An 18,659-nucleotide genomic window follows, 5' to 3' on the forward strand; every position below is an offset into this window, starting at 1 on the left:
TGGTGACGGCGGCGATACCTCCTAGCGCGCCCCGGGAACCGGGGGCCGGGGGGCCGGGTCCGGACCAGCGCGGCCGGGACCCCCGTTGACGAGCCGAACGACGGCGCCGCTCTCGAACCAGTCGAGCAGGTTCACGGCGCCGGGCACCTGATCGATGCGGAACGACTCCGCGGCCTCCATCCCGAGCGCGTCCGCCAGGATTGCCCGGTTCACGCCGGCATGGGCGACCACCAGCACCGTCTCGCCGGGGTGCTTCGCGCGGAGAGCGGCCATCGCCTCGAGGGCACGAGCCGAAATGCCCGGGAACCCGTCTCCGCCGGGGAACGTGACCTCGTGCGGGCGCGCGAGCCAGGCGGCGCAGGTCTCCGGGTCGCGCGCTCGTGCCTCCTCCCAGGTGAGCCCCTCGAACGCGCCGAAGTCCACCTCCCGGAGTCCCGGCACCTGCTCGATCCCGAGCGAGCGGCCGGCGGCGAGGAGCCGCGCCGTCTGCATTGCACGCCGCGCCGGGCTCGCGCACACCGCCGCGACCTCGATCTCGCGGAGCCAGCGCGCCACCCGGCGGATCCGCGCCCTTCCCGCCGCCGAGAGCGGCGGATCGAGCCGCCCGCAGATCCGCCCCGGCTCGATCGCCGCCTCGCCGTGCCGCACGAGGATGACGCGCGTCGCGCCGCTCGGCCGCGGGGCTATCACGGCGCCGCCAGCCCCACGCCGAGCACGAGCACGAGCGCCTCGGCGAGCTCGCCCGTGGCCCCCAGCGTGTCGCCGGTCATCCCGCCGATGCGGCGACGGCAAAACCCGGCGAACGCGGCGCCGGCGAGCGCGACCGTCGCCCACGCCACCGCGCCCCGGACTCCCGCGAGGCCGAGCGCGACGCCGAGCGCGAGCGCCGTCGCGCCGGCCACCTCGGGCGGGCCGACGTGCGCCGCCACCGAGGCCCCGAGCCCGTCGGGCCGCGCACTCGGCGCGAGGCGGGCGACAGGCACGAGCACCCAGCGCGACAGCGCGCCCGCGAGCGGGAGCCATGCGGCGGCGCCGGGCCGACTGAGGAGTGCCGCGATCGCGGCCACCTTCACGAGCAGCGCGAGGACGAGCGCCGCGGCGCCGTAGGCGCCCACCGCGTGATCGCGCATGATCCGCAGCGCGTCCTCCGCGTTCCTTCCGCCTCCGAGCCCATCGGCGGTGTCGGCGAGGCCGTCCAGGTGAAGCGCGCCCGTCATCGCGGTCCCGAGCGCGACGACGAGGATCGCCGCGAGAGGCGGCGGCAGCGCGCGGACGAGGAGGAGGCCGGCGGCAGCGAGGACCGCGCCGAGCGCGGCGCCCACCGCGGGGAAGAACAGCATCGCGCGCCCCACCTCGCGCGCGCCCGCCTCCGCCCGCACCGGCGCCGGGAGCCGCGTCAGAAACGCGAGCGCGACCGCGAGCCGGCTCACGCGCCCACCGCCGCCGGCCGGGCGACCCTGACGCCCGCGAGCCCGCAGAGGAGCTCCCAGTCGAGGTGTGTGGCGAGCGCGTCGGCGAGCCGGTCGTACTCCGCATCGCGGCTGGGGATGAGCGGGCCCGCGGGCGCGGCGAGGCTCCGCCGGTCGCGGAGCCGCGCGAGCAGCGCCGCGCGCACTGCGTCGTCCTCGAGCACGCCGTGGACGAGCGTCCCGACGACGGCGCCGTCCGCCGACACCGCCCCGTCCTCCGCATCGCACGCCGCCCCGTTCCGCGCGACGAGCCGAAGCGCCGGCGCTCCGGAGAGCCGCTCGACCTCTCCCATGTGGATCTCGTACCCGCGCACCTCGCCGCCGCCGGCGGGGGCGAGCAGCCTGGCGGCCGCGTGCGCGCGCACGCGCGCGGTCGTCTTCTGCCGCCGGAAGCGAGTCACGATCGGAAGGATCCCGAGCCCGGCCACCTCGGCCTCATCCGACTCCACGCCATCCGGGTCGAGCAGCGCGTCGCCGAGCATCTGGCAGCCACCGCACACCGCGAGGACCGGCTCGCCTCGCGCAGCGCGCTCCCGGAGCGCCGGCGCGACGCCGCTCTCGCGGACCCAGCGCAGGTCCGCCGCGGTGCTCTTCGATCCCGGAACGATCACGAGATCCGCGCCGCGCAGCTCCTCCGGCCGATCGACGTAGCGCACCACCACGCCCGGCTCGTGCTCGAGCGCGTCGAACTCGTCGTAGTTCGAGATGCGCGGGAGCCGCACGATCGCGATCTCCAGCTCGCCCGGCGCGGCCCGTCGGGTCCGCCAGCGATGGTCGAGCGAGACCGAGTCCTCCTCCGAGATCCGCAGCCCGCGCAGGTACGGGAGCACGCCCGCGACCGGCACGCCCGTCCGCTCGCGCAGGAACGCGAGCCCCGGCTCGAGGAGCCTGAGGTCGCCCCGGAACTTGTTCACGAGGAAGCCGCCCACGAGCGCGCGCTCGTCGGGCTCGAGGAGCATCAGCGTCCCGACGAAGGCCGCCAGGACGCCGCCCCGATCGATGTCGCCCACGAGGAGCACCCGCGCGCCGGCCGCCTTCGCGACGTCCATGTTGACGATGTCGCGTTCCTTCAGGTTCACCTCTGCGGGGCTCCCGGCGCCCTCGATCACGACGAGGTCGACCTGGAGGCGGAGCCGCGCGAGCGCCTCGCGCACCACGGCCCGCAGCTCGGGCTTCCGGGCGTGATAGTCGGCGGCGCTCATGCTCCCCGATGGACTGCCGAGCACGATCACCTGCGAGCGGGAGTCCCCCTCGGGCTTGAGCAGGATCGGGTTCATGTCGACGGCGGCGTCGATGCCGGCCGCCTCCGCCTGCACCGCCTGGGCGCGTCCGATCTCGCCGCCGTCCACGGTCACGGCGGAGTTGAGGGCCATGTTCTGGGCCTTGAAGGGCGCGACGCGCAGGCCCGCCCGCCGGAACAGCCGGCACAGGCCGGTGACGACGAGACTCTTGCCGACCGACGAGGCTGTCCCCTGCACCATGATGACGGCGGCGGTCATGACAGCTCCTTCTCGAGCGAGGCGAGGAACACCTCGCGGTCTTGGGCGGGCCGCGCCGCGACGCGGACGAAGCCGGGGAGGCCGAACGACGTGCAGTCCCGCACCAGCACGCGTCGCGCGAGCAGCCGCCGGCGCAACGCGGCGCCGTCGCCGGCGCGGAACACGAGGTAGGGCGCGACGGAGGGCGGCGCCTCGAGGCCGAGCCGGGCGAGGCCCTGGCGGAGCGCCTCCCGGTCGACCGAGAGCCGGGCCCGGCTCGCCGCCACGAACGGTTCCTCGCCGAGCGCGGCGAGCGCGGCGGCCTGCGCGGGGGCGCTCGTCGACCAGGTCGGGCGCGCTGCGTCGAGGGCGGCGATGAGCCCGGGGTCGGCGAGGAGATACCCCACTCGCAGACCCGGGATGGCGTGCTCCTTGGTGAGGGAGCGGACGCGCGCGACGTTGAGGGGGAGCGTGACGTCCGCCTCGGCGTGCCGGTCGGAGAGCGCGAGGAACGACTCGTCGAGGACGAAGAGGACGTGGGGGTGTGCGCGCGCGAGGCGCGCGACGTCGGCGGAGGGCACGGCGGCGCCGGCGGGGCTCGTCGGCGAGGCGAGGTAGGCGGCGGCGGCGCCCGAGGACGCGAGCCGCTCGGACACCGCCTCGAAGTCCACCGAGAGCCCACGCGCCGGGTCGGGCGACCACTCGATCGCGTCGCCGCCGGCAGCCGCGACGCCCGCGCGGAACTCCGAGAACGCGGGCTCGACGACCAGCGCTCGCCTGCCCGCGCGCGCGACGTGGCGGGCGAGATCCCACAGGAGCTCCGCCGCGCCGTGCGCGAACAGGACGCCGCCCGGCTCGACCCGCCACCGCGCGGCGAGGGCCGCCCGGACCGTCTCGGCCCGAGGCTCAGGGTAGCGCGAGACGTCCGCGCCCCGCGCCGCCGCCGCGACGGCCGGCGCAGGGCCGTACGGGTTCACGTTCACGCTGAAGTCGATCACGTCGGCGGCCGCGAGACCGAGCGCGGCGAGCTCGGCGGCGACGGGGCCGCCGTGGACGCGGGGCCGGTCAGGCGAGCTCACGCCATCCCCCCGTCGCCGCGGCGAGCGCGACCCCGACCGCCGCGGCGGCGACCGCCGCGAGCAAGGCGATCCGCCACGCCGCCGAGATGGTTTCCGCGGTGACCGGCCGGATCGGATCGCCGAGCCGGTACTGCCCGACCTTCTCGAGCTCGACGCCGAGCAGGCCGGCCATCGCCGCCATCGGGCGCCCGGCGTTCGGGCTCTCGGTCCGGGCGCCGTCGCGCAGGAGCACCGCCAGCCCGCGCCGCGCGTCGGCGCCGCAGGCGAGCCCCGCGACGAGGAGGAGCGCGGCGGTGACGCGCGCAGGGACGAGGTTCAGGAGATCGTCGAGCCGGGCTGAGGCCTTGCCGAGCCACTCGTGCCGCCCGCGGTACCCGACCCGCGCGTCGAGCGTGTTCACCGCGCGGTACGCGACCGCGCCGGGGACGCCGAGGACCGCCCAGAAGAGGAGCGGCGCGACCGCGCTGTCGGACGCGTTCTCCGCCACGGACTCCACCGCCGCCGCCGCCACGAGCGGCGCGTCCAGGCGGTCCGGGTCCCGGCTGCAGAGCGCCCGCAGCGCCGCGCGCGCCTCGTCGAGCGCGCCCCGCCCGAGCGCGCGCGACACCGCGCCCGCCGCGTCGCCGAGGGCGCGCACCGCGAAGCTCGACTTGAGCAGCATCGCCTCCACCGCGATCGAGAGCGCCGGCCACGGTCGCGCAGCCAGGCAGAGGAGCAGGGCGCCGCCAGCGAAGAGCGCCGGCAGCGCGAGCGCCATCACCGCGCCGTATGCCAGCGGCCCGGCGCGACCGGCTACGGGGGCGCGCCGCTCGAGCGCCGAGATCGCCCACCCCATCCAGACGACCGGGTGCAGGCGCGCCGGGAACTCGCCGATGACGAGGTCGAGCGTGAGGGCGCCGGCGAGGACCGACGCTGCGTGGAGCCCGGGCGACATTCGTCAGCGCCCCGCGTCGGTGACGCCCGCGCCCTCGAACGTCGCCATCTCGTCGAGCACGCGGGCGGCGGCCTCGATGACGTGGAACGCGAGCGCCGCGCCAGTCCCCTCGCCGAGCCGCAGGTCGAGAGCGAGGAGCGGCTCCTTGCCGAGCGCGCGCAGCACGGCGCGGTGGCCCGCCTCCACGGAGCGGTGCGACGCGAGCACCGCGTCCGCGGCGCGCGGCGCGAGGCGCGCGGCGGCGAGGGCGGCGGCGCTCGCGATGAACCCGTCCGTCACCACGGGCACGCGGCGCGCGGCCGCGCCGAGGACCACCCCGGCGAGCCCGGCGATCTCGAACCCGCCCAGCGCGGCGAGCGTGCCGAGCGGGTCGGACGGATCGGGACGGTTCACCGCGAGCGCGCGATTCACGACGTCGACCTTGTGTGCGTGAGTGGCGTCGTCGATCCCGGTGCCACGCCCGGTGACCTCGGCCGCGGGGAGGCCCGTGAACGCAGCGGTGAGCGCGCTCGCCGGCGTGGTGTTGCCGATGCCCATCTCCCCGATCCCGAGCACGTGCACGCCCTCGTCGGCGAGCTCGCGAGCGACGCCGATCCCGGCCTCGACCGCCCTGGCCGCCTCCTCGCGGGTCATCGCCGGGCCGCGCGCCAGGTTGCGCGTGCCCGCCCCGATGCGCCGGTCGCGCACGCCCGCGAGCCCGGGGATGGGGAGCTTCACGCCCATGTCCACGACGATCACCCTGGCGCCGGCGTGCCGCGCGAGCACGTTGATCGCCGCGCCGCCGGCAGCGAAGTTGGCGACCATCTGCGCGGTCACCTCCTGGGGGTACGCCGAGACGCCCTCGGCGGCGACCCCGTGGTCGCCGGCCATCACCACCACCGCCTTCACGGCCGCGCGCGGCGTGGCGGTGCCCTGGATCGCGGCGAGCGCGCAGGCGATCTCCTCCAGGCGCCCGAGGCTTCCGCGCGGCTTGGTCTTGCCGTCGAGCCGGCGTTGCACGGCGGCGGCGGCGGCCGAGTCGGGCAGGGGGATCGCGGCGCAGGTGGTCTCGAGCGAGGTCATGGTGGGGTCTCCGGGTGGATGAGGGTGAGGGGGCCGGGGCGGAGGCGCAGGACGCACCCGAGGGTCGCGAGATAGATGCGGTCGGCGTCGCGGGCGAGCCGCTGGTGAGCGCGGCCGGCCGCGTCGCGGAACGCGCGCCCGAGGGCGCTCTCCGGCACGACGCCCATGCCCACCTCGTTCGTGACGAGCACCGCGTGCACGCGGCGGCGCGCCAGCACCCCGGCGACGGCCTCGACCTGCGCCGCGACGGCGGCGGCGCCGTCGCCGCGCAGGAGCAGGTTGGAGATCCAGAGCGTGAGGCAGTCGACGACGACCACGTCGGCGTCGGCGCGCTCGAGCGCGCCCGCGAGGTCGAGCGGCTCCTCCACCGTGAGGAACGCGCCGCCGCGCTCCGCGTGGTGCGCGGCGATCCGCTCCTCCATCTCGCGATCGAACGCCTGCGCGGTCGCCACGAAGACCCGGCGAGCGCCGAGCCCGCGCGCGAGGTGAAGCGCGAACGCGCTCTTCCCGGAGCGGACCCCACCACCCACGAGGACGATCTCCGCCGCGCTCATCGAGCCCGCTCCGAGAGCCACGCCGCCGCGCCGCGCGCCACCGCGTCGTGCACCGCCGCGCCGACCACGTAGCCGAGCGCCGTGTGCTTCCCGGCGTACCGCGCCCCGTTCGGCCGCTCCGGAGCGGCGATCACGATGCAGTCGGTGCCGGTGCCGCTCGCAGGCGCGCCGCTCATCTGGCTCGCGACGCCCGCCTCGCGCACCGCGAGCGTGCGCGCCTCGGCGGCGAGGGAGAGCGCCTCCAGCAGCGCCTCCTCGGAGAGCGGCACTCCGACCTGACACAGCACGTTGATCGTCCCGATGCGCCCGGAGGGACCGGGAGGGTCGCCGGCGCGGAGCGCGTTCCCGAGCCCCACCGTGGCCACGCACCGCGCCGCGACCTCGCCCGCGCGCCGCTCACAGACGACGTGCCGCGAGAGCGCCGCGCTGGTGAGGAGGCCGACCGCGTCGGCGAGGTCCGCCTCGGCGAGCTGCGTGGAGAGGAACCGCGCGGCATCCACGGGCGGCCGCAGCTCCCCGTCGTGCACCTCGCGCCAGGCGACCGCGCTCGCGATCCGGCGCCCGCCGTTCACGATCGCCCAGGAGAGGACCGCGTGCGGCCCAGGAAGGCGGACCACGAGCCAGCGACCGTCGAGCGCCGGGGCGCCGGCCCGCGCGAGGACGGCGGTCATCGCGCGCCCCCCCGCGTCGCGGCGCAGGCGCCGACGAGCGCCTCCGCCACGGCCGGGCACGACGCCCAATGCGCGTGGACGTACGAGGCGAGGACGTTGGGTGCCGGCGCGTAGCCCTCCAGGAGCGGCTCGCCGCGGCGGCGCGCGACGGCGTAGACCCGCGGCACGGCGTCGGGCACCCCCGCGAGCTCGGAGTAGCGGAACTGGTGACCGCGGAAGCGCGCGCCGGCGGGGCCCGCGAGCGACGGCGCGCGCGTGGTCACCTCGACGTAGCCGAGCGCCTGGAGCCGCTCGTGCACGATGGCGGTCCCCGGGAGGAGCCCGACGCCCGCGTGCACGCGCCCGTCGCGGGTCCTGATCGCGGCGGCGAGCGCCATCAGCCCGCCGCACTCTGCGTACACGGGCCGGCCGGACGCCGCCAGCGCGCGGACGTCGCGGAGCATCCCGACGTTCGCGGCGAGCGCGGGCGCGTGCTCCTCGGGGTAGCCGCCGCCCAGGTACAGCCCGTCGACGTCCGGGAGACCCGCGTCGTGGAGCGGCGAGAAGCGGACGAGCGTCGCGCCGAGCGCCTCGAGGCGGGCGAGGTTGTCCTCGTAGTAGAAGTGAAACGCCTCGTCGTGCGCGACCCCGATCCGGCAGCGCGACGCCACCCGCGGGCTCGGCGCCGGGTCCGGCAGCGCGAGCGGCGGGGCCGCCCGGGCGGCTGCGAGCAGCGCGTCGACATCGAGCCACTCCTCCGCGAGCCGCGCCCAGGCGGCGACGCGGTCGTCGGGGAGCACCCGGCGCGACGCGGTGACGAGCCCGAGGTGGCGCTCCGGGAACGCGAGGTCCGCGCGGGCGGGGAGGCCGCCCACGACCGGCGGCGCCGCGACGGCCTCGCGCAAGAGCTCGAGATGCCCGCGGCTCCCCACGCGGTTGCACACGAGCGCCGCGACCCGGAGCCGCGGATCGAAGCCGGCGAGGCCGCCGGCGACCGCGGCCGCCGTCCGCGCCATCCCGGAGGCGTCGAGCACGATCGCGACGGGCGCCTCCAGCCACCGGGCGATCTCCGCGGTCGAGCCCGCGTCGGAGGCGGGCGACGCGCCGTCGTGGAGCCCCATGACCCCCTCGACGATCGCCACGTCCGCGCCGCGCACGGCGCTGGCGAACGTGGCCAGCACCCCGTCCCGCCCCATCATCCAGCCGTCGAGGTTGTGGGAGGGCGCGCCCGCCGCGCGCGCGTGGTAGCCCAGGTCGAGGTAGTCCGGGCCGCACTTGAACGCGGCGACGCGCAGCCCGCGGCCGCGCAGCGCGGCGAGGAGCGCGACCGCGAGCGTGGTCTTGCCGGAGCCGCTCGACGCCGCTCCGAGGACGAGCCGCGGGATCTCGAAGGGCGCCGTCATCAGAAGTCCACCCCGGCGATCGCCCTCACGCCCCGCGCGAAGGGGTGCTTCACCGCCCGCATCTCGGTCACCAGGTCCGCCGCGTCCACGAGCGACGACGGCGCGTCGCGGCCGGTCACGACGACCGTCGTCTCGACCGGGCGCGCCGCCATCGCCGCGAGGACCTCGTCGCAGCTCACGTACCCGTGGTTCAAGACGTGCGTGAGCTCGTCGAGGACGACGATCCGGTGCCGGCCCGCCGCGACGAGCTCCCGCGCCCGCGCCCATGCAGCCCGCGCGGCGCGCGCGTGCACCTCCGGGTCGTCTCCCTTCCAGGTGAACCCCTCGCCGAGCGTGAGGAGCTCGAGCCCAGGGAGCCGCTCCGCGAGGAGCCGCTCGCCCGTCTTCCAGCGGCCCTTCACGAACTGCAAGACCACGACGGGCAGCCTTCGGCCCAGCGCGCGGAAGGCCATCCCGAGCGCGGCGGTGGTCTTGCCCTTCCCGTCGCCGGTGTAGACGACGAGGATCCCGCGGGTCGCGCCGGTCACGCGGCCTCCCCGGCGGACACGAGCGCGAGGAGCCGCTCCCGGATCGTCACCACCTCGCCCACGACGACGAGCGCGGGCGCACCCCCGCCGCGCAGGCCGACGCGCGCCGCGAGGTCGGCGAGCGTCCCCACCACCACCTCCTGCTCCGGCCACGTCGCCGCCGAGATCCAGGCGGCCGGCGTGGTCGCGGGGCGGCCGCTCTCGACGAGACGCGCGAGGTTCGGGCCCAGCGAGCGCGAGGCCATGTACAGCACGAGCGTTCCGCTCCCGGCGAGCCTCCTCCAGTCCGTCCGCGCGGGCGCCTCCGAGCGGGTGAGGTCGTGGCCGGTCGCGAAGGTCACGTCCGAGCTGACCTCCCGGTGCGTGAGGGGGATCCGCGCCGCGGCGGCGGCACCGAGCGCGGCGGACACGCCGGGGACGACCTCGAACGGCACCCCCGCCGCCGCGAGCTCCTCGGCCTCCTCGCCCCCGCGGCCGAACACGAAGGGATCGCCTGCCTTGAGCCGCACGACGCGCTTCCCCGCACGAGCGCGCTCGAGGATGTCCGGGTGGAGCCGCAGCGGCCCCCGGGTGCGCCCGTGACACCGGCGGCCGACCGGGAGGCGCTCCGCGCCGGGCGGCGCGAGCGCGAGGAGCGCCCGAGGCACGAGCTCGTCGTACGCCACGACGTCCGCCGCACGGAGGAGCTCCCGCGCGCGAACGGTGAGGAGGCCGGGATCGCCTGGGCCGGCGCCGACGAGATCGACGCGCCCACCGCGCGGACGCTCGCGCCCGACCACCGCGCACGCCCACTCGAGCCGCGCTGCGGGGGTGTCGAGCCCGGGGGGCAGGTGATGCACGCGCGCGGGCACGGCGTGGGCCCTCAAGAGCCCCTCGAGCACGAGCTGGTATCGCAGCTCGACATACGGCTCCGCCGACCGGACCCCGTCGCGCTCGTACGGGATAACGCCCCAGGGCAGGACCAGGATCGCGGCATACGAGGCGGCGTGCGCGGCCGACGCCTCGAGGAGCGCCCCGGTCCCGGGGTCGCCCGTCGAGGCGCAGCCGTGGTGGAGCGCGTAGGCGGCGAGGTCCAGGCTGCAGTTGTCGGCCACGAACTCCGTGTGGGCGCCCTCGGCGGCCACCCGCTGCCGCCAGAGCTCCTGGAGGACCGCCCTCGCCTCGCCGGGCGCGAGCCCTGGGAGCGGATGCCCGCCCCCGTCGATCCAGGCGCGAGTCTCCTCGGGCACGACGGAGAGCCCGAGCCGCGCCGCGAGCGCGCGCGCCAGCGTCGTCTTGCCGGAGCCGGCCGAGCCGGTGACCGCGATGCGGAGCGGCGCGCTCATCCCTCTCCCTCCGTGCGCGCCGCGCGGAACGCGTGGCCGAACTCCGGCGCGTAGAGCCGCGAGGCCGGGAAGCCCTCGGCATCGAGCGCGGGGCCGACCAGCACCATCGCGGTCGCGTCGATGCCCTCCGCGCGAGCGAGCGCCGCGAGGTCCCCCAGGCGGCCGCGGATGACCCGCTCGTCCGGCCAGCTCGCGCGGTGAACGATGGCGGCGGGGCAGTCCCGGCCGTACGCCGGAGCGAGCGCGGCGACCGCCTCGTCGAGGCGCCGCGCGGAGAGGAACAGCGCGAGCGTCGCCCGGTGACTCGCGAGCGACGCGAGGTCCTGCCCCTCCGGCACGGGCGTCCGGCCGGCGGCGCGGGCGAGGATCACCGTCTGCGAGACGCCGGGCACGGTGAGCTCGCGGCGAAGCGCGGCGGCGGCGGCAGTGAAGGACGATACGCCCGGGACGACCTCGTACGGGATCCCGAGCGCGTCGAGCCGGCGCATCTGCTCGGCGGTCGACCCGAACAGGAGCGGGTCGCCGGTGTGCACCCGCGCGACGTCCTCGCCGCGCCCGTGCGCCTCGCGCATCTCCGCGAGGATCTCGTCCAGGGTCATGCCCGCCGAGTCGAGGACGCGCGCGTCCGGGCGGGCGCGCGCCACGACCACGCGCGGGACGAGAGAGCCCGCGAAGATCACCACCGGGCAGCGGGCGATCAGGTCCGCGCCGCGGACGGTGACGAGGTCGGGCGCGCCCGGACCCGCGCCCACGAAGTGCACCGTCATCGCGACTCCTCGGCGGAGAGCCCCGCCCCCGCCCGGCCGTACTTCTCCGCGTAACCGCGGGGCGTGACGAGGAGCCCCTCGAACGCGAAGCTCCGGCTCGACCCCACGATCACGGTGGTGGTCATGCCGATCTCCTCGTCGAGCAGCCGCTCGAGCGTGGTGACGACCGCGCGCTGCCCGCCGCGGAAGGCGTCCGTCACCACCGCCGCCGGGGTCGCCAGGCCGCGGTGACGCACGAGCAGCGCGTGGGCCTCCGCGAGTGGGCGGCGACGACGGGTGCTCGCCGGGTTGTAGAGCCCGATCACGAAGTCGGCGGCGGCCGCCGCCTCCAGCCGCCGCGCGATCACCTCCCACGGCGTGAGGAGGTCCGAGAGGGAGATCGCGCAGAAGTCGTGGCCGAGCGGCGCGCCCACGAGCGCCGCGCAGGAGCCGAGCGCGGTGACGCCCGGGACGATGGTCACGGCCGGCGCGTCGCCGGGCCGCCAGCCCGCGTCCCGCAGGATCTCGAGGACCAGGCTCGCCATCCCGTACACGCCGGGGTGGCCCGAGGACACGAGCGCCACGCGCCGCCCCGCCCGCGCGCGCGCGATCGCCTCGCGCGCCCGCTCCGTCTCACCGGTCATCCGGCCGGCGACGATCTCCTTTCCGGCGAGGAGCGGCGCGGCGAGATCGAGGTAGGTCCGGTAGCCGAGGACGACCTCGGCCTCCTCGACGGCGGTGCGCGCCGCCGGGGTCAGCTGGTCGAGCGCCCCGGGCCCGAGCCCCACGATCGACAGCGATCCCATGCCCATCACGTCTCCTCCCGCGCGGCGCGCGCGACCGCCACCGTCACCGATTGGCCCTCGTCCGCGTCCCGCCGCACCTGCTTCGGGACGAGCAGCCGCGCGGCGCGCGCCGCGAGGAGCGCGGCTGGCTCGGCGACGGCCCGCGTCCCGACATGCCTCCGGACGACCTCCGACGGCCGCTCGATCCCGACGGCCGCCTCGAGCGCGGCGGCGTCGAAGAGGCGCAGCGGACACCCGAGCCGCGCCGCCAGCGCGACGATCCCCGCCTCGTCCCGCTTCAGGTCGATCGTGCCCACCGCACCGATCGACGCGGGCGCGAGCCCGTGCGCCTCGAGGACGTCGCGCACCGCGCGCCACACGGCGTCCGCCGACGCGCCGCGATCGCAGCCCACGCCCACCGAGAGCGTGCGCGGGCGCCAGAGCACCGCCCTCGCGAGCACCGCCTCGTCGCGGATGACGCGGTCGGTGATCGCGACGATGGCCGCCCACCGCGCCGCGTCGGCGCCGTCGAGCGACGGCGCGACCGCGATGTTCGCGGGGAGCGGCGCGCCCGCGGGCCACCACGCGCCTCCGCCCGCCTCGTCCACCACGAGCACCGGCGCCCCGTTCACCAACGCCGCCGCTGCCCGGGTGGCGTTGCCGCGCGGATCCTCCAGGGTCCAGCCGAGCTCCCGCCCGAGCAGATCGACGCGCAGCGTGCCCCGCGCGTCCGAGGCCGTGGTCACCACCGGCGCGGCGCCGACGGCGTGGGCGACCTCCGTTGCGAGCGCGTTGGCGCCGCCCGCATGCCCGGAGAGGAGCGCCACCGCGAAGCGGCCCGCCTCGTCGAGGCACACCACCGCGGGATCCGTCCACTTGCTCGCGACGAGCGGCGCCACGAGGCGAACCGTCGCGCCGACCGCGAGCACGAACACGTGACCGTCGTATTCGGCGAAGGCACGGGCCACCGCCGAGCGCATGGGCAGCGGGAACGTGCGCGCGCCCGGCGCCGCCGACGCGACCGGCTCCGCGACGAGCAGCTCCCCGCCGAGCGCGCCGGCGACGCGCGCGCCCAGCGCCGCGCCGCCGCGAGTGACGGCATGGACGGCGAGGCGCCGGGTCACGCGCCCTCCCCCGCCCGCGTCCGCACGAGCACCGTGGTGAAGTAGCCGTGCGGGAGCGCGTCCATGTCCGCGAGCGGCGCGACCCGCTCGCCGGGCCTCGACGCCTCGGCCACGACCCACGCCCGCTCCGCGCACCCCGCGCGCGACAGCGCGACGCGGAGCTCGGGGAGGTGCCGCCCCGCCTTGAGCAGGAGCAGCGTCTCGAAGTCGCGCGCGAGCCGGGGGAGGTCCTCGAGCGCGCGGGACGCGGGGAGCACCGCGACCCGGTCGTCGCCGTCGGCGAGCGGAACGCGGGCGGCGGCGGCGACCGCCGTGATGGACGAGACGCCGGGGACCACCTCGACGCGCGCGCCGAGGCCGGTCGCGGCGTCGAGCACGTCGAGGAACGTGCTGTACAGGAGCGGGTCACCCTCGGTGACGAACGCGACATCGCGCCCCGCCACGAGCCGGGCGCGGACGGCGCCCGTGGCGGCATCGCGCGCGGCGCGCCGGGCGATGGGGTCGCGGGTCATCGGGAAGGTGAGCGGGAGCGTCTCCTGTCCCGGCACCTCGCCCGTCGCCTCGCGCGCGGTGCGGAGCGCGAGCGATGCGCCGCCTTCGGAGGGCCGGGGGGCGGCCAGCACCGCCGCCCGGCGAAGCACCGCGACCGCGCGCAGGGTGAGGAGGTCGGGGGCGCCCGGACCGACGCCGACGCCGTACAGGGTCGCGCTCAAGCTGGCTCCAAGGGGATGCTCCCGGCCACGAGGAACACCGGCGAGAGCGGACCGAGCCGCGTGCGCCCAGCGAGCGGCGCGCCGCGCGCGACCGAGACCGCCGTCACCTCGGGTGCGATCCCGGCGCCCGCCAGCGCTCGGCGCGCGTCCTCGAGCGTCTCGAGCGTCACCGCGGCGATCACGACCCGGCCGCCTGGGCGGAGCCGGGCGAGCGTGGCCGCGGCGATGGCCGGGAGCCCGCGCCCGCCGCCCCCCACGAAGACCGCGTCCGGGGCCGCGAGCCCGTCGAGCGCCGCCGGCGCCGCCCCCTCCACCACCGCGACGTGATCCATCCCGTGACGGCGAGCGTTCGCGCGGCAGTGCGCGGCCGACTCCGGGTCGCGCTCGATCGCGAACACCCGCCCCTCCGGAGCGAGCGACGCCGCCTCGATGGCGATCGAGCCAGATCCCGCGCCGACGTCCCACACCACCGCGTCGGGCCGGAGCGCGAGCGCCGCGAGCGCGAGCGCTCTCACCTCGCGCTTCGTCACGAGGCCGGTGCGCGGGCGGCGCATGTCGAGCGCGTCCTCCGGGAGGAACGGCAGCGCTGGGGGCGGGCGCCACGCCGGGTCCGTCCGGGCGAGCAGCAGCACGGCCAGGGCGCCGACGTCCTCGCAGGCGGCCGCGTCTTCGAGCGAGGCCAACCGGCGGACCCGCTCGCCCGGTCCGCCCAGGTCCTCGCAGATCCACGCGGCGAGCCCGCGCTCGCCGTACCGGAGGAGGTGGCGCGCGACCGCGGCGGGGGTCGCGGCGCCCCCCGTGAGGAGCGCCGCCTTGCGCGCGCGACGCACGCGCGCCGCGACTCCGGCGAGGGGCCGGCCGTGCACCGACAGGATCGCGGCGTCGTCCCAGGCGAGCCCGGCGCGCGCGAAGGCCCACTGCACCGAGCTCGGGTGGGGCAGGATCTCGACATGCTCCGCGCCGAGCCGGTCGACGAGTCGCGCGCCGACGCCGAAGAGGAGCGGGTCGCCCGAGGCGAGGACGCACACGGCGTGCTCGTCGGCGAGCGCCGCGATGCGCTCCACGGCGTGAGCGAGCTCCTTTCCGAGCACCACGCGCTCGCCGCGGAACTGTGGAAACGCGGCGAGGTGCCGCTCGCCGCCCGCGAGCACGTCCGCGACGGCGACCGCACCGACCGCGCGGCTCGAGAGTCCCGCGCAGCCATCGGCGCCGATGCCGACTACCGTGACCGGACGCCTCACGCGTCATCCTCCGCGGCGAGGATCGCGAGCGCGTTCAGCACGGCCACCGCGACCGGCGTCCCGCCCTTGCGCCCGCGGGCCACGATCCACGGCACGGGCAGCGAGCGCGCCGCCTCCTTCGACTCCGCCGCCCCGACGAAGCCCACCGGCACCGCCACGACGAGCGCGGGACTGGCGACCCCCGCCTCGACGAGCCGCTGCAGCTCCGCGAGCGCGGTCGGGGCGTTCCCGATCGCCACGACGCCGCCGTCGAGGAGCCCGAGGCGAGAGGCCTTCCGCATCGCCGCCGCCGCCCGCGTGGTCCCGCCCTCGCGCGCCGCCGCCGCGACTTCCGCGTCGCCGATGAGGCAACGCACCTCGAGCCGGGGGAGCCCGGCCGCGATCATGCGCACGTCCGCGACGATCGCGGCGCGCGCCCGGAGCGCCGCGACTCCCGCCTCCACGGCGTCCGGGTGCAGCTCCAGCGTTCGCTGGAACTCGAAGTCGGCCGTCGCGTGGATCACGCGGCGCACGACCGGCCACGCGCGGGGTGGGAAGCCGTGCGCGCCGGCCTCGCGGTCGATGATCGCGAGGCTCTCCTCCTCGATGCGCCGGCCGGCCGCCACGATCCGCTCGCTCATCGCTCCGCCTCCGCGGCGCCCCGCCCGAGCACCGCTCCGTCGAACCCGACCAGCTCCGTCCGGACGTGGAGCGGCGGCGCGTGAGCGGCGCAGCGCGCGGCGGCGCGCCGGCACAGCGCCGCCGCGACGTCCGTCTCGATCCCCGCCCGCCTCCACGCGCCGAGCGCCTCGCGGGCGGTGTTCGCGGCGGCCACCTCGGCGAGGACCGCCGCGGCGGCGCCGAGCTCCGCGGTGACCGCGGCGAGGAACCCGAGGTCCACCTCCGACCGCGAGGCGTGGATCTGGAAAGACCCGGCGGCGAGCTTCGACATCTTCCCGACCATCGCGACGAGCTCGACCCGCGCGATCCCGCGCCGGGCGGCGTGCCGCAGCGCGGCGCCCACCGCGTCGCCGACCTGGATGAACGCCGCCTCGGGAGTCCCCGGGCGCAGTCGCATCGCGTGCGCCTCGGTGCGGCCGCCGGTCGTGAGCACGAGCGTGTCCAGCGCCCGTGCGCGCGCGACGTCGATGGCCGCCGCGACGCTGGCCTGCCACGCCGCGGTCGAGAACGGGCGCACCACGCCGGTCGTCCCGAGAATGGAGATGCCGCCCAGGAGCCCGAGGCGCGCGTTCATCGTGCCGCGCGCGATCTCCTCGCCGCGCGGGACCGAGACGGTGACGCGCGCGCCGGCGACGGCGCTCCCCGCCAGCTCCGCGCGCACCATGTCCGAGATGTTCCGGCGCGGCACCGGGTTGATCGCCGGAGCGCCCACCTCGAGCCCCAGGCCCGGCCGCGTGACGGTCGCGACGCCGGGCCCGCCGCGGATCTCGACGCCGCCGGGCGCGGGCTCCACGTCGGCGACGATCCACGCACCGTGCGTGACGTCCGGATCGTCGCCCGCGTCCTTCTCGACCGCACACCGGCGGGCCGCGCCGATGATCTCGGCGTGCGCCACCGGGAACGACGCAGGGCGTCCGTTCGGCAGCACGATCCCGATCTCGCGGGGCGCGGTGCCGCGCACCAGGTATCGCGCCGCGGCGCGCGCGGCGGCGGCGGCGCACGCGCCCGTCGTGTACCCGGTCCGGAGCCCGGCCGTGGCCGGGCGGTCGTTCGCGTGGGCGGTCATGCGGCGGAGCGCGGGCAGGTGTCGCAGGGCAGCCGCGCGCGCTGCCCCAGCACCTCCGCGAGCCGCTCCTCGAGGAGGTCGACGAGGCGCGCGTCGGGGCCGAGATGCGGCGCCAGTGCCACGCGGCGCCCGGGGTGGCGGGAGCGGAACGCCGCCACCTCGCGCGCGAGCTGCTGCATGAGGAGCCCCTCGAAGAGGAAGTAGGGCTGCACCAGGATCGGCCCGTCGTGGACCTTCGCGAGGTCCTCGACCGCGCGCTCGAAGAGCGGCGACGTCACGGCGATGAAGCAGGGCTCGGCGCGGGCGAAGCCGGCCCGCTCGCCGAGGATGCGGGTGAGCTTGCACAGGTCCGAGTTGGCGTCCGGGTCGCTCGAGCCGCGACCGACCACGAGGAGCGCGGTGCGAGCGCCCTCGGGACCGCGGAGCGGCACCTGCTGCGCGCTGCGCGCGAGAACGAGCTCCGTCATCCGGTTGACCACCCCGAGCGCACCCGCTGCGTCGAACCGGACGCGGGGGGTCGCGGCGCGCGCCGCCGCCAGCGCCGCGGGGACGTCGTCCTTCAGGTGTCCCGCCGTGAGCAGGAACATGGGCAGCAGCACCACGCGGTCCGCGCGGGCCGCAGCCGCGGCGAGGGCGTCGGCGAGGAGCGGTGCCGCCAGCTCGACGTAGGCGTGGCCGACGTCCAGGTCGGGACGGCGACGACGGAAGGCGCCGACGAGCGCCTCGAACTCGGCGTTCGCGCGCGCGACCCGGCTGCCATGGCCGAGGATCAGGACCGCGGTGCGTTCCACGTGAAGACCTCGTCGAGGGTGAGCGGAGCGCGACCCGGGCCGCGCAGCGCGGTCCAGACCTGGGAGATCCAGGGCGACCGGAGCCCCGCGCGCGCGAGCAGCGGGCCGTCGGCGAGCACGTCACGGAGCGGCGCGTCGGCGAGGACGCCCCCCTCCCCGAGCACGACGGCGCGCTCGGCGAAGAGCGGCGCGACGTCGACCGCGTGCGTCGCCGCGAGGAGCGCGGCGCCGCGCGCCCGGGCGACCTCGTCGAGGAGGCGCGCCACCGCGAGCTCGCAGGCGGGATCGAGGCCCGCGGTCGGCTCGTCGAGCAGCAGCAGGGACGGGCGAAGCGCGAGGACGCCCGCGAGCCCCGCCCGCTTCCGCTCGCCGGTCGAGAGCGCCTCGACGGCGCGGCCGCCGAGACCGGCGATCCCGACCGCCGCGAGGGCCTCCTCCGCGCGGCGGCGGGCCTCGTCGCGCGGGACTCCCGCGTGGCGCGGGCCGATCATCGCGTCCTCGAGGACGGTGGGCGCGAGGAGCTGATCGGCCGGGTCCTGGAAGAGGAGCCCGGCTCCCGCGGCGACGGCGTCGGCGGGACGCCGGACGCGCCGGCCGTGGACCTCGACGCGTCCGCGGACCGTAGCGAGCCCCATGATCGCGCGGAGCAGCGACGTCTTCCCCGCGCCGTTCCCGCCGAGCAGCGCCACCCGCTCCCCGGGCGCCACGACGATGCGGACGTTGCGCAGCACCGGGAGGGCGCCGCGCGGTCCCAGCGTCTCGGCCTCGAGATGGAGCGCCGGCGCCGTCACCACGGCCGACCTCCGCCGAAGAGCGCGCAGGCGACGAGCGCGATCGCGATCGCGGAGACGAGCGCGGCGCCTCCCGCGGCCCCCGCGGCGAGCGGCGGGAGCGCGTCCACCGGCGGCTCGCCGCGGACCGCGACCGTGTCGGCGAGCGCCGCGGCCCGATCCATCGCGCGGCTCGTCACCGCGCCCGCGAGCTGGCCGGCGGAGTCGATCGCGCGCCCGAGCCCGGCGTACCCGAGCCGGGCGCGCTGGGCGTCGCGCACC

The 18,659-nt window shown here is 77.5% G+C and carries 21 protein-coding genes; all 21 read right to left on the minus strand.

Features of this window, described 5'->3' with window-relative positions:
• Nucleotides 1-21: 21 nt before the first annotated feature.
• Entirely contained in the window at nucleotides 22-690 is a 669-nt protein-coding gene (locus tag MNZ29_RS13985; RefSeq protein ID WP_242338995.1) for a histidine phosphatase family protein, read from the minus strand.
• Complete coding sequence (cobS, locus tag MNZ29_RS13990; protein ID WP_242338997.1) at nucleotides 687-1,430, minus strand: adenosylcobinamide-GDP ribazoletransferase; 744 nt, start codon at nucleotides 1,428-1,430, stop codon at nucleotides 687-689. Before cobS ends, MNZ29_RS13985 begins: the two co-directional genes overlap by 4 nt.
• Complete coding sequence (locus tag MNZ29_RS13995; RefSeq protein ID WP_242338999.1) at nucleotides 1,427-2,968, minus strand: cobyric acid synthase; 1,542 nt, start codon at nucleotides 2,966-2,968, stop codon at nucleotides 1,427-1,429. The genes cobS and MNZ29_RS13995 overlap by 4 nt, the downstream gene beginning before the upstream one ends.
• Nucleotides 2,965-4,026: an aminotransferase class I/II-fold pyridoxal phosphate-dependent enzyme gene (locus MNZ29_RS14000; RefSeq protein ID WP_242339002.1), complete on the minus strand. Its 1,062-nt coding sequence runs from the start codon at nucleotides 4,024-4,026 to the stop codon at nucleotides 2,965-2,967. Before MNZ29_RS14000 ends, MNZ29_RS13995 begins: the two co-directional genes overlap by 4 nt.
• Nucleotides 4,013-4,960 (minus strand): adenosylcobinamide-phosphate synthase CbiB, encoded by a 948-nt coding sequence (gene cbiB / locus MNZ29_RS14005; RefSeq protein ID WP_242339004.1) that lies wholly within the window; start codon nucleotides 4,958-4,960, stop codon nucleotides 4,013-4,015. Before cbiB ends, MNZ29_RS14000 begins: the two co-directional genes overlap by 14 nt.
• A gap of 3 nt (nucleotides 4,961-4,963) precedes the next feature.
• On the minus strand, nucleotides 4,964-6,022 hold the full coding sequence (cobT, locus tag MNZ29_RS14010; protein ID WP_242339006.1) for a nicotinate-nucleotide--dimethylbenzimidazole phosphoribosyltransferase: 1,059 nt from the start codon (nucleotides 6,020-6,022) through the stop codon (nucleotides 4,964-4,966).
• Nucleotides 6,019-6,576 carry a bifunctional adenosylcobinamide kinase/adenosylcobinamide-phosphate guanylyltransferase gene (gene cobU / locus MNZ29_RS14015; RefSeq protein ID WP_242339008.1) on the minus strand — a complete coding sequence of 186 codons (558 nt, stop codon included), beginning with the start codon at nucleotides 6,574-6,576 and terminating at the stop codon, nucleotides 6,019-6,021. The genes cobT and cobU overlap by 4 nt, the downstream gene beginning before the upstream one ends.
• Nucleotides 6,573-7,247, minus strand: a complete 675-nt coding sequence (locus MNZ29_RS14020; RefSeq protein WP_242339010.1) for an adenosylcobinamide amidohydrolase — start codon at nucleotides 7,245-7,247, stop codon at nucleotides 6,573-6,575. Before MNZ29_RS14020 ends, cobU begins: the two co-directional genes overlap by 4 nt.
• Nucleotides 7,244-8,629 (minus strand): cobyrinate a,c-diamide synthase, encoded by a 1,386-nt coding sequence (locus MNZ29_RS14025; protein WP_242339012.1) that lies wholly within the window; start codon nucleotides 8,627-8,629, stop codon nucleotides 7,244-7,246. The genes MNZ29_RS14020 and MNZ29_RS14025 overlap by 4 nt, the downstream gene beginning before the upstream one ends.
• On the minus strand, nucleotides 8,629-9,156 hold the full coding sequence (gene cobO / locus MNZ29_RS14030) for a cob(I)yrinic acid a,c-diamide adenosyltransferase (protein ID WP_242339014.1): 528 nt from the start codon (nucleotides 9,154-9,156) through the stop codon (nucleotides 8,629-8,631). Before cobO ends, MNZ29_RS14025 begins: the two co-directional genes overlap by 1 nt.
• Complete coding sequence (gene cobA / locus MNZ29_RS14035) at nucleotides 9,153-10,481, minus strand: uroporphyrinogen-III C-methyltransferase (RefSeq protein ID WP_242339015.1); 1,329 nt, start codon at nucleotides 10,479-10,481, stop codon at nucleotides 9,153-9,155. The genes cobO and cobA overlap by 4 nt, the downstream gene beginning before the upstream one ends.
• Nucleotides 10,478-11,248, minus strand: coding sequence for a precorrin-4 C(11)-methyltransferase (gene cobM, locus MNZ29_RS14040; RefSeq protein WP_242339017.1), 771 nt, complete (start codon nucleotides 11,246-11,248; stop codon nucleotides 10,478-10,480). Before cobM ends, cobA begins: the two co-directional genes overlap by 4 nt.
• A complete protein-coding gene (cobJ, locus tag MNZ29_RS14045; protein WP_242339019.1) occupies nucleotides 11,245-12,039 on the minus strand; it encodes a precorrin-3B C(17)-methyltransferase in 795 nt (264 codons plus the stop codon). Before cobJ ends, cobM begins: the two co-directional genes overlap by 4 nt.
• Nucleotides 12,039-13,136 (minus strand): cobalt-precorrin 5A hydrolase, encoded by a 1,098-nt coding sequence (locus MNZ29_RS14050; protein ID WP_242339021.1) that lies wholly within the window; start codon nucleotides 13,134-13,136, stop codon nucleotides 12,039-12,041. The genes cobJ and MNZ29_RS14050 overlap by 1 nt, the downstream gene beginning before the upstream one ends.
• On the minus strand, nucleotides 13,133-13,849 hold the full coding sequence (gene cobI / locus MNZ29_RS14055) for a precorrin-2 C(20)-methyltransferase (RefSeq protein ID WP_242339023.1): 717 nt from the start codon (nucleotides 13,847-13,849) through the stop codon (nucleotides 13,133-13,135). Before cobI ends, MNZ29_RS14050 begins: the two co-directional genes overlap by 4 nt.
• Nucleotides 13,846-15,090 (minus strand): precorrin-6y C5,15-methyltransferase (decarboxylating) subunit CbiE, encoded by a 1,245-nt coding sequence (cbiE, locus tag MNZ29_RS24985; protein WP_242339025.1) that lies wholly within the window; start codon nucleotides 15,088-15,090, stop codon nucleotides 13,846-13,848. Before cbiE ends, cobI begins: the two co-directional genes overlap by 4 nt.
• Nucleotides 15,087-15,710 carry a precorrin-8X methylmutase gene (locus tag MNZ29_RS14065; protein ID WP_242339027.1) on the minus strand — a complete coding sequence of 208 codons (624 nt, stop codon included), beginning with the start codon at nucleotides 15,708-15,710 and terminating at the stop codon, nucleotides 15,087-15,089. Before MNZ29_RS14065 ends, cbiE begins: the two co-directional genes overlap by 4 nt.
• Nucleotides 15,707-16,816 carry a cobalt-precorrin-5B (C(1))-methyltransferase gene (locus MNZ29_RS14070; RefSeq protein WP_242339029.1) on the minus strand — a complete coding sequence of 370 codons (1,110 nt, stop codon included), beginning with the start codon at nucleotides 16,814-16,816 and terminating at the stop codon, nucleotides 15,707-15,709. The genes MNZ29_RS14065 and MNZ29_RS14070 overlap by 4 nt, the downstream gene beginning before the upstream one ends.
• Entirely contained in the window at nucleotides 16,813-17,607 is a 795-nt protein-coding gene (locus MNZ29_RS14075) for a sirohydrochlorin chelatase (protein WP_242339030.1), read from the minus strand. Before MNZ29_RS14075 ends, MNZ29_RS14070 begins: the two co-directional genes overlap by 4 nt.
• Nucleotides 17,586-18,401, minus strand: coding sequence for an energy-coupling factor ABC transporter ATP-binding protein (locus MNZ29_RS14080; protein ID WP_242339032.1), 816 nt, complete (start codon nucleotides 18,399-18,401; stop codon nucleotides 17,586-17,588). Before MNZ29_RS14080 ends, MNZ29_RS14075 begins: the two co-directional genes overlap by 22 nt.
• Nucleotides 18,395-18,659: CbiQ family ECF transporter T component (locus MNZ29_RS14085; RefSeq protein WP_242355605.1), on the minus strand; the 265-nt coding region annotated here is incomplete at its 5' end. The genes MNZ29_RS14080 and MNZ29_RS14085, both read right to left, overlap by 7 nt.

The organism is Anaeromyxobacter sp. SG64 (assembly GCF_022690745.1).
In the GTDB taxonomy this organism is placed as follows: domain Bacteria; phylum Myxococcota; class Myxococcia; order Myxococcales; family Anaeromyxobacteraceae; genus Anaeromyxobacter; species Anaeromyxobacter soli.

Bases quoted from the DNA above. Each gene is read 5' to 3' on its own strand.
- MNZ29_RS14025 (WP_242339012.1), bottom strand. From the start codon at position 8,629: ATGACGGCGCCCTTCGAGATCCCGCGGCTCGTCCTCGGAGCGGCGTCG.
- cobA (WP_242339015.1), bottom strand. From the start codon at position 10,481: ATGAGCGCGCCGCTCCGCATCGCGGTCACCGGCTCGGCCGGCTCCGGC.
- MNZ29_RS13995 (WP_242338999.1), bottom strand. From the start codon at position 2,968: ATGACCGCCGCCGTCATCATGGTGCAGGGGACAGCCTCGTCGGTCGGC.
- cobM (WP_242339017.1), bottom strand. From the start codon at position 11,248: ATGACGGTGCACTTCGTGGGCGCGGGTCCGGGCGCGCCCGACCTCGTC.
- MNZ29_RS14070 (WP_242339029.1), bottom strand. From the start codon at position 16,816: ATGACCGCCCACGCGAACGACCGCCCGGCCACGGCCGGGCTCCGGACC.
- cobJ (WP_242339019.1), bottom strand. From the start codon at position 12,039: ATGGGCATGGGATCGCTGTCGATCGTGGGGCTCGGGCCCGGGGCGCTC.
- cobU (WP_242339008.1), bottom strand. From the start codon at position 6,576: ATGAGCGCGGCGGAGATCGTCCTCGTGGGTGGTGGGGTCCGCTCCGGG.
- MNZ29_RS14020 (WP_242339010.1), bottom strand. From the start codon at position 7,247: ATGACCGCCGTCCTCGCGCGGGCCGGCGCCCCGGCGCTCGACGGTCGC.
- MNZ29_RS14065 (WP_242339027.1), bottom strand. From the start codon at position 15,710: ATGAGCGAGCGGATCGTGGCGGCCGGCCGGCGCATCGAGGAGGAGAGC.
- cobT (WP_242339006.1), bottom strand. From the start codon at position 6,022: ATGACCTCGCTCGAGACCACCTGCGCCGCGATCCCCCTGCCCGACTCG.
- cbiB (WP_242339004.1), bottom strand. From the start codon at position 4,960: ATGTCGCCCGGGCTCCACGCAGCGTCGGTCCTCGCCGGCGCCCTCACG.